At 40.8% G+C, this 3,457-nt stretch carries 1 protein-coding gene and 1 pseudogene; one reads left to right on the top strand and one right to left on the bottom strand.

Translation table 11 applies throughout. From position 1 onward, the window contains the following. The first annotated feature begins 1,265 nt into the window (after nt 1–1,265). On the top strand, nt 1,266–2,471 hold the full coding sequence (locus tag F6K63_RS36465) for a PrnB family protein (protein ID WP_287314956.1): 1,206 nt from the start codon (nt 1,266–1,268) through the stop codon (nt 2,469–2,471). A gap of 555 nt (nt 2,472–3,026) precedes the next feature. On the opposite strand, the pseudogene F6K63_RS36460 reads toward F6K63_RS36465, so the two are convergent. Further along, nucleotides 3,027–3,457 (bottom strand): annotated as a pseudogene (locus tag F6K63_RS36460) (Uma2 family endonuclease); the annotation flags it as partial.

The raw sequence follows: 3,457 nt of genomic DNA, 5'->3' as shown, positions 1-3,457 counted from the left end.
CTGCCATCAACAGATACACTGGAGCACTCCTAAGGGAGAGAATATCTAGGAGCCGTATGAGGGGAAACCTTCACGTACGGTTCTGAAGGAGAGGTGCCCCGGATAATACCGGGCATCGACTCTAACCGACGGGGCTTCCTGGGGAATTTATTACGATGATGACTAAGTACATAATTCTGGGTTAAGCTATTAAATTGCTGGGGGGCTTTGCCCCCTGGCCAAACCATCGGGTTTGCTCCCATGGGAGCATGTCTGGAATGGTGCGAAATGTGAATTCATAAGGTTTACCTAGCCGTGGATAGTATTTCTGCGGCTATTTTTTTTGTTTGAAAAGGGAGTAGGGAGTAGGGAGTAGGGAGTAGGGAGTAGGGAATCGGGAATCGGGAGTCGGGAAATGCGATCGCGTAGCGTGACCAAAGGTCAATCCCATTCCCTTACTTTACTGCTTGGTTATTTGGTTTTTCTATTTGGGCTTGGTAGTCATGAGGCGTTCGCGTAGCGTGGCCTACGGCCAATCGCTACAGCCAACCTCTCACCTCTCCCTATTCCCATTGATAGGTTGATCAAATTTAGTTTGATTTGGCAATGAGTATTTATACGTTTGTTTTTACTTTACAAATGAGTTGTAAAACTAGATTGTGATTTTTGCTAAACTGAAAAATTATGTATTCCTTATTGCTCTTACCTATTGGAAGTTTTAGGTTTCCTAAAGCTTTAGATGATTTGTTTACATCTCAAATAAAAATGGCTCTTCCGTACTTGTTATGCTAAATTAACACTTTGCCAAAGGGACTGAGGCCGTAGGCCACGCGGGGCGCGTTCGGAGCAGGGACTTCGGAGCAGGAGGAAGAGGCAGCTATATTGGAAAAATTTATGGTTAAATAGCCTCATAACCCTTACACAGTAAGCTTTTCGGGGGGGGTAAACTATAAATTTAGCATAGTAGGTACTGAAGAACCAGCAATCATAGTCATGAGGTACAAAGTTCTGGCTTTTAGGGAGCAGGGACTGAGGCCGTGGGCCACGCTTTCGCCAAAGCCGACGCTGCTTGAGGTGCGAACGGAGCAGGTAAGAGATAAGAGGTAATAGGTAATAGGGAAACAATCCTCTGTACCTCATAGCTATAAGAAACGCTATAGATGAGCTTACCCTGACCAATGAGCTCGAAAGAGCAATATATAAAAAAAAATAAAAATATTTAAACCGCTCTAAATCAGGTTTATAATACATATTGTTTAAACTATTTTTAGTAGAAAAATCCAATAATGTTTGATTTCAAAGACAAAATAATAGAAAAAGGATTCTTGAATGAAACCTTAGAGTCCTTGGATTTTTGGCCTGAACAGTATTATGTTTGGAGAGAAATAGCTCAGAATCTTCCAAATATTTTGCCCATTGGAGAAGTGGGAATAGAGGTAGATAAAATGCCTCAGATAGATACAACTTCTTTAGAGGATTTTCATCTGAATAATGCCAAACTTTGTCTAGGAATGATAGCCCAAGCTTATGTTTGGGAACCCATCTATAGAGGCGAATCTGAACCCCGAACAGTTCTTCCAGCACAGATTGCTATTCCTTTTGTTGAGATTTCAGAAAGGTTGGAGGAACCACCAATACTCAATTATGCTGATTATGTCTTAAGAAACTGGAGAAAACTAGATCCAAACGGAGATTTTACGACAAACAACCTTAGAAGTCTTGTGACTTTTTCAGGGAGACAAGATGAAGACCAATTCATCACTGTTCATGTAGCCTATGAAGCAGCAGCTAGAGAGTGTTATAAACAAGGTATAAAAGCGATGGAGCTAGCACAAGAAAGAGATGCGGTTTCTCTGGCTATTATCTTACGAGAAATGGCGGACACCATTGTTAACATGAAAGATGTCTTCATGACGACAGAGAATATCGTGTCTGCTGAAGTTTTCAGAAAACACATCAGGCAGTTTCTCAAAGGGTGGAACAATAACGTTGAGCTTATTTATGAAGGTACTGAGATTAATGCTTCAGCTCTCAGAGGAGAAACAGGTTCTCAAAGCAGCGCGATGCCTTTCTTAGACCGGATTATGGGTTGTATGTCTCTGGATCCTGTACAAAGAGAAATTCTTAACGAAAAAAAATCTATTCCTGTGGATTTGATTTTAAAAGACTACTATGATTTTGTAAACTATATGCCAGCCCCTCATAGAAAGTTCTTGGAGGAAATTTATCAGAAGAGCCAAGTAAGGAGCTTTGTGATAGAAAATGGTTCTTCAGATTTAGTAAGAGCTTACAATAACTGTGTTGGAAATATTCTTTTGATGCGAACCAGTCATTTCAAAATGATTCCTAAGTACATATCTAATCCGGGTGACAAGAATAATACGGGTTATGGCACAGGTGGTACTTCTTACGTGACTTACCTAGGAACTCTCAGGAATGTCACTGAATCTGCTGCCATCAATAGCAAGGATGGAGAGCATCCCAATTTTTGAAAAACACAAAGGGGATACAAATATAGTGCTTCACGCTGGTGTCGTTACAAATTCATCGGATGAAATACAGATATCAAAGGGTATTCATTTATCATTTGGGTGCGGCTCTTTTGAAAATAAAAATTGTATTTTTGCATAAAGTATGAAATCCTTGCATAAAAAGAATTGTATGCTTGAGACATGCTCAAAATAGTCTCGCTCAAAGAGTGAAAAACAAGATAATATCTTTTTTGTATTATCGTATTACACATTGAAATGGGGTTTTTGCGTTTCATTTTTTTGCGATCGCTTAATTCTATCCCTTTAGCCTAGAAAACTTAAATCTAAATATAGAAAGGGTTAGAAGTATGTAGTGTACTTGTAATATAGCGTATTCCTAAAAGAGCCGCACCCAATTAATTTTGTTTAGGTGCTTAGTAAGCTTTAGCATGCATGCCTCTTGCCTCTTGCCTGGCGCGTAGCGCTATATCAGCTATCAGCGGTCAGCCACTGGCCAAGGGTTGAGTGCTAACCGCTGACCGCTCAATGCTTACACCAATCCGTTGCGAGATCGCTTCAAACTTGATCAGGATCTACTCCCATAGCTCGTAAGCGAGCAGCCAGTTGCTCAGCTCGTTGTTGAGCTTGAGCGGCTTGTTGTTGAGCTTGAGTAGCTTGTTGTTGAGCTTGAGCTGCTTCTTCTTGAGCTTGAGTAGCTTGTTGTTGAGCTTGAGCTGCTTCTTCTTGAGCTTGAGCTGCTTCTTCTTGAGCTTGCACTGCTATTTCTTCAGCAGTAGGTAGCACAATTCCGTCATTAGTAGCCCAACGTAACCAAGTAGTATCAACATTATTTTTATAGACCCCTTGCCAACGAACTAAGGCTAATCCTAATCTTTCGCTAATTAGTCGTCCTTGTTCATCTTCAGTTAAAGGCTGATAGACGCCATTGTGCAACCTAAATCCGGCAAAATCCTCTGGATTAAACGGGTCGTACCAAAAATATTCGG

This window comes from Moorena sp. SIO1G6 (assembly GCF_010672795.1).
GTDB classification, from domain to species: domain Bacteria; phylum Cyanobacteriota; class Cyanobacteriia; order Cyanobacteriales; family Coleofasciculaceae; genus Moorena; species Moorena producens.
Note: the sequence above shows the minus strand (reverse complement) of the source record. Positions and strands in the feature narration are given on the sequence as shown.